This is a genomic window from Pelagibius sp., from assembly GCF_028281305.1.
GTDB lineage: Bacteria > Pseudomonadota > Alphaproteobacteria > Kiloniellales > Kiloniellaceae > Pelagibius.
In genome coordinates, this window is record NZ_JANQKD010000047.1 from 23781 (window position 1) to 29816 (window position 6036).

At 66.5% G+C, this 6036-nt stretch carries 6 protein-coding genes; 2 read left to right on the forward strand and 4 right to left on the reverse strand.

Translation table 11 applies throughout. The features are described from left to right. Positions 1 to 32 precede the first annotated feature (32 nt). Both xth and Q0982_RS11445 read right to left on the reverse strand, forming a co-directional pair. Positions 33 to 824 (reverse strand): exodeoxyribonuclease III, encoded by a 792-nt coding sequence (gene xth, locus Q0982_RS11440; RefSeq protein ID WP_299395508.1) that lies wholly within the window; start codon positions 822 to 824, stop codon positions 33 to 35. A 466-nt stretch (positions 825 to 1290) separates the two neighbouring features. Further along, entirely contained in the window at positions 1291 to 2112 is an 822-nt protein-coding gene (locus Q0982_RS11445) for a gamma-glutamyl-gamma-aminobutyrate hydrolase family protein (protein WP_299395510.1), read from the reverse strand. Positions 2113 to 2265: 153 nt separating this feature from the next. On the opposite strand from Q0982_RS11445, the gene Q0982_RS11450 reads away from it, so the two are divergent. Both Q0982_RS11450 and Q0982_RS11455 read left to right on the forward strand, forming a co-directional pair. Beyond that, positions 2266 to 3090, forward strand: coding sequence for a sterol desaturase family protein (locus Q0982_RS11450; protein WP_299395511.1), 825 nt, complete (start codon positions 2266 to 2268; stop codon positions 3088 to 3090). Between the two features lie 189 nt (positions 3091 to 3279). Further along, positions 3280 to 3729, forward strand: a complete 450-nt coding sequence (locus tag Q0982_RS11455) for a CARDB domain-containing protein (RefSeq protein ID WP_299395513.1) — start codon at positions 3280 to 3282, stop codon at positions 3727 to 3729. A gap of 88 nt (positions 3730 to 3817) precedes the next feature. Here Q0982_RS11455 and Q0982_RS11460 read toward each other — a convergent pair whose 3' ends face one another. Together Q0982_RS11460 and Q0982_RS11465 are read right to left on the reverse strand one after the other, a co-directional pair. Continuing rightward, complete coding sequence (locus Q0982_RS11460; RefSeq protein WP_299395515.1) at positions 3818 to 4600, reverse strand: outer membrane lipoprotein carrier protein LolA; 783 nt, start codon at positions 4598 to 4600, stop codon at positions 3818 to 3820. 14 nt (positions 4601 to 4614) lie between these two features. Beyond that, positions 4615 to 6036 (reverse strand): DNA translocase FtsK (locus Q0982_RS11465; RefSeq protein WP_299395517.1); only part of this gene is annotated, 1422 nt, incomplete at its 5' end.

Here is a 6036-nt window from a genome sequence, read left to right on the forward strand (position 1 = left end):
TTGTCGCCCACACCCGTGTCGGCGCTGCAGGATCATTTCAGGTCCAAAACGACCGGTACATGGTCCGAGGGCTTCTCCCAGGTCCGGGTCTCGCGGGCGATTGTCAGTGTTTTCAGGCGCTTGCGCAAAGGCTCCGTGGTGAGGATATGGTCCAGCCGCCAGCCGTAGTTCTTCGCGAAGGCCTGGGGGAAGCGGTAGCCCCACCAGGTGAAGAGCTGTTCCGGTTCCGGAATAAAGTGGCGTGGCACGTCGATCAGCCCGCCGGCCTTCCAGAGCTTCGCCATGTGCTCGCTCTCCACCGGCGTATGGCCGACGCTGCGGCGTAAGCGCTTGTGATTCCACACATCGTTTTCCAACGGCGCGACGTTGAGGTCGCCCACGAGCACCGCCTTGCGCTCGGCCAACTTCTCTTTTTTCGCCCAACGCGCCATCTCGGTCAGGAACTGGAGCTTGTGGGCAAACTTGTCATTCTGTTCCGGGTCCGGAACGTCACCGCCGGCCGGCACATAGAAGTTGTGGAGTTCGACGCCGCCGACCGTCACGGCGACATGCCGGCAGTCGTCCCGCCCGCACCAGACCTGCTTGGCGGGTTTCGTGAAGCGGCGGCGGGACACGATGGCGACCCCGTTATAGCCCTTCTGTCCATGCACCAGACAGTGCGGATAGCCCATGGCCGCCAGGGCCTCCGTCGGGAAGATCTCCGTCGGCATCTTGATTTCCTGCAGGCAGATCACGTCGGGGCTGTGGGCCTCGGCGAAGCGCGCCAGATGGTCCAGGCGCTGGCGCAGCGAGTTCACGTTCCAGGTGGCTATGCGCAGGGGCATGGGCGCTCCAAAGGGCTAGAGGTGTCGTTGTTCCGGATACGGAACAACGAAGGTCAATCGTTCCGGGATCGCAATAAAAGCGCGGACTGCGGGCTGCAGGCTAATGCAAGGCGCGGGGCGATGGAACCGCCTGCGCAACGAACGGCGCAGGCTGCGCCAGATCAGAGGAGGTGCAAGCCTGTGGCTGCACAGCCGGCCGGCCAGATCCGGGAGCCGAAAAGCAGGAACGCCCGGTCGGGGGGGATCCGGGCGTTCCATTCTCTCCGCGGAGAAGCGAAAGGAAGGCAGGGGAATGCATCCTTCCGCTCATTGCCGGCACGCCTTTGCGGCACCGGCTGTTAACACTTAATTTAGGATCATTCGACGCCATTACAATCTCACATCTGCGTGCGCGGTACGATTTTGCGCAGGCATCGCTTGGCGCCAAGAACTCTTTTATTTCAAAGGTTTGATGCCGGAAATCCGGTCAAGAGACCGCAGAGAGACTGTGGTCTTGAGCGTTGTTCCGCTCTGCGGCGCGTCGTGCGGCGGCGGCGCCGAAGGCCTCGAACAGGCTTTGCGAGAAAGGGTTTTCCCAGGCCTTGTACTCCGGATGCCACTGCACACCCAGGGCGAAGGCCCGTGCGCCGGCGACCGAAACAGCCTCCACGGTGCCGTCTTCGGCCCAGGCCTCTTCAACCAGATCGTCCGCAACCCGGTCCAGGGCCTGCCAGTGCAGCGAGTTCACCATCAGGCTCTCGGCGCCGGCCAGCGCGGCAAAGGGTCCGCCTGCGCGCAGGCGCACCGGGTGTTTGGGGCCGTACTGCACGTCCAGCTCCGGGTGCTGCGGACGGCGGTGGTCCATGCGGCCCTCAAGCTCGTGCACCCGGGCGTGGAGGCTGCCGCCGAGGGCGACGTTCAGCTCCTGAAAGCCGCGGCAGATGGCCAGCAGGGGCAGTCCCTCGGCCAGTGCCAGGCGGATGAAGTCCAGGCTGGTCGCGTCGCGCTCCAGGTCATAGGGCTCGGCCTCCGGCGTGGCGATCTTGCCGTAATGATCGGGATGCACGTTGGAGGGGCTGCCGGTCAGCATCACCCCGTCCAGACGCCGTACCAGGCCCGCCAGATCGGGCAGGTCTTCGCCCAGCGACGGCAGCATCAGGGGCGTCGCCCCGGCGCAGAGCGCCAGTGCGCGCACGTACTTGTCGCCCACCTGATGGAACGGCTGGCCGTCCACCGCCCGCACACAGGCCGGCACCGCCACCAGGGGTGCGAAGGGGGGCGCAAAGGGTTTGGTTGTCCCGCTGTCCATGGATCATAGGTACGCCCTGGCCGCCGCCCTGACAAGGACCGCTGCTGGGACGGCCACCAGAACCGGGCCCCTACGGGCGCAGCGGAAAGAGGCCGGGCGGACCTCGCAGGGCCGTGACTTGCCGGGTCTCCGCGGTCCTGCCATATCAGCGTCATGATCGCCGAACTGGAGGCCCTGCTGGGCTGGAAGACGGCCGCCGTCGGCCTGTGGATCCTGCTGTTCTTCGCTGCGGAGCGTCTGCTGCCCGCTGCCCGCCCGCCTGCTGCGGTCGCCGGCCCGTCCGGCGGCGCCAGGCGCCTGGGCCGCAACCTGGGCCTCTGGGCGGTGAACCTGGGGCTCTCACCGCTGATCGTGCTGCCGGTCACCTTCTGGGCCGCCAGCCACGCCTGGGCCTGGCGTCCGGAGTGGTGGCAGGGCCTGCCGGGGCTTGCCCTCGACATCCTGCTGCTCGACGTCCTGATCTACTGGTGGCACCGGGCCAACCACGAGATCCCCTTCCTCTGGCGCTTCCACGAGGTCCATCACCTCGACCGCTTTCTCGACACCACCTCGGCGCTGCGGTTTCACTTCGGCGAGGTGCTGCTGTCGGCCCTGGCGCGCGCCGGCGTAATCCTGTTGCTCGGCTTCCCCTTCACCTCGGTGCTGGTCTTCGAAGCGCTGGTGCTGCTCTGCGCCATCTTCCATCATTCCAATCTGCGCCTGCCGGCGGCCTTCGAGGCGCTGCTCTCGCGCCTCATCATCACGCCTTCGATCCACTGGGTGCACCATCACGCCAAGCGCCGCGACACCGACTCCAACTACGGCACCCTCTTCAGTTTCTGGGATCGGCTGTTCGGCACCCGCAGCGCCAAGCAGCGCGACCCCGACATGCCCATCGGTGTGGAAGGGCGGCCGGAAGAGCCCATCCTGTCGCTGCTGATCCATCCCCTGCACAGCCAGGGCGCGCCGATCGCGCCGACCCGCCGGGACTCCCCCTAAGCGCTGGCGCCTGTCCGGTTGCCGCCGGAGCGGCCCGCGAGCGCCCTCCCGTCCGGCCCCCCGTCCGGCCATGCCTTCCCGGTATCCACACGCAACAGCAGAATTTTTTTGAACCGTTTTCGCGGTGCTCTCGACGCAAGCCCATTACCGAGAATCACCGCCCAATAACCAAACTAAGGATTACTTGCTATGCGTATTGTTACCTCGGCGCTTCTGGGCGCCCTTGCTCTCGCCTCCATGGATGCCGCTCTTGCGCAGTCCCGTCTTCAGCCGAGCACGCCGAAGCCGCCGGCGCCGGAACTGCAGTTGAAAGCCCCCGCGAGCCTGCCGGACCTGGTGGTCATCAAGGCCGTGCGCGGCCCGGACTACTCGAACGGCCAGGGGCGCATCTTCCTGCAGATCAAGAACACCGGCACCGCAGCGGTCGGCAAGTCCCAAGGCCTTGCCACGCATGACAACAACGTCGGCTGCGGCACCTACTTCATGGTTCCGGCCCTGGCCCCCGGCGCCGTCTCGTCCCACACGATCCGCTACTGCGAGGATGTTCCGAAGGGAACCCGGATCCGTGTGATCGCCGACCAGACGAAGAAACACGCCGAGTCCGACGAGACCAACAACCGTCTCTTCTTTAACTGGTGATGATGAGCGCAGTGCTCCGCGCCACCGCGCGCGGGGCGCCGCTGTGCCCGCAGAATGGAGCAGTGCCGCCGGCGCTGCTCCTTCGCGTTCAGCGCTCGGGCCGGCGGCGGTTGTGCACTTCCAGGTCGTGATACTTGAAGAGGTCGTCGTCGATCGCCTCGCCATAGACCGGATTGACCAGCGACACCTGGGTCTCGATGCCCTGGGGATCGATCAGCTCCCACTTGCGCAGGGTCAAGGGACGGTCGGAGAAGACCAGGGTGACCACGCCGCCGTCGGGCGTGTCCGGGTCGCGCAGGGAGACCCGCAGGGTACCCAGCGCCTCTTCGATGCCGACGATCTCGACATTGTCATCGAAGCGAACCTCTTCGCGGATCAGGAACCACAGCGGCGTCTCCCAGAGCGGCAGGAAGGTCGCCTCTTTCAGTTCCTTGTCGTAGTAGAGCAGGGTCAGGCCGTTGGCGATCAGCAGCACCGGCGTCGGCGCGTCGTAGTCGAAGCGCATGTGGCCCGGCCGGTCGACGTAGAGGTCGCCCTGGGCGTAACCGCCGTTGTCAGAGATCTGCACGAAGCGCGCCTGCATCGTGTTGATGTCGTTCAGATAGCGCTCGACGCGGGTCAGCGCCGCGACCTGATCCGGCGACAACGCCTCCAGGGGTTCAAGGGCGCCACTCTGCACCGCACCCTGGGCCTGCGCCGCCGGCACGCCGCCGACTAGACCGGACCCGACCAGGCCGGACCCGACCAGGCCGGTCCCGATCAGGCCGGTCCCGATCAGGCCGGTCCCGATCAGGCCGGCCGCAGTGGCGCCAAAGGCACCCTTAAGGCCGGCGGTCAGCAGCTTTCTGCGGGCCAGGAGCCGGCGCGTCATCGGAAGCCTCACCGTCATACATCGCCTCCGCCCGGTGGGATCACCTCGCGTTTGCCGACGTGGTTGGCTGCGGAAATCAATCCTTCGCTCTCCATCCGTTCGATGATCCGCGCCGCCCGGTTGTAGCCGATCTGCAGGTGGCGCTGCACGAAAGAGGTCGAGGCCTTGCGGTGCTGCAGCACCAGGGCCACGGCACGGTCGTAGAGGTCGTCGCCGCTGCTCTCGCCCATGCCCATGGCACCGCCCTCGGCGTCGCCCTCGACATCCTCGGTTATGGCTTCGATGTAGGAAGGCTCCCCCTGGCGTTTCAAGAAGGCTACCACGTCTTCGACTTCCTGGTCGGTGACCAGGGGCCCGTGCACGCGCGCGATCCGCCCGCCCTGGGCCATGTAGAGCATGTCGCCCTGGCCGAGCAGCTGCTCGGCACCCTGCTCACCCAGAATGGTGCGGCTGTCGATCTTCGATGTGACGTGGAAGGAGATGCGGGTCGGGAAGTTGGCCTTGATGGTACCGGTGATGACATCCACCGAGGGGCGCTGGGTGGCGACGATCAGGTGGATGCCGGCGGCACGGGCCATCTGGGCCAGGCGCTGGATCGCCGCCTCCACGTCCTTGCCGGCCACCAGCATCAGGTCGGCCAACTCGTCGACGATGATCACGATCAGCGGCAGCGGGTCGAGATCGAAGGGCTGTTCTTCGAAGATCGGCTGGCCGGTCTCCGGGTCGAAGCCGGTCTGCACCTTGCGGGTCAGCACCTCGCCCTTGCGCTGGGCCTCCTGGACGCGGGCGTTGTAGCCCTCGACATTGCGCACGCCCATGCGCGACATCGCGCGGTAACGCTCCTCCATCTCGCGCACCGCCCACTTCATCGCGACCACCGCCTTCTTGGGCTCGGTGACCACCGGCGCCAGCAGGTGGGGAATGCCGTCGTAGACCGACAGCTCCAGCATCTTGGGGTCGACCATGATCAGTTTGCAGCGCTCCGGCCCCATGCGGTAGAGCAGCGACAGGATCATGGCGTTGATCGCCACCGACTTGCCGGAGCCGGTGGTGCCGGCGACCAGCAGATGGGGCATGCGTGCGAGGTCCACCATGGTGGGCGTGCCGCCGATGTCCTTGCCCAGCACCAGCGGCAGCTTGCCGCTGTTCTTCTCGTAGTCCTCGGCGGCCAGCAGCTCGCGCAGATAGACCGTGTCGCGCTTTGCATTGGGCAGTTCGATGCCGATGACCGAGTCTCCGGGCACCACGGCGACGCGCACCGAAACCGCGCTCATCGAGCGGGCGATGTCGTCGGCGAGGCCGACTACCCGGCTGGTCTTGGTGCCGGGCGCGGGCTCCAGGTCGTAGCGGGTGACCACCGGGCCGGGGCGCACCTTCACGATCTCGCCGCGCACGCCGAAGTCCTCCAGCACGGTCTCCAGGATGCGGGCGTTCTT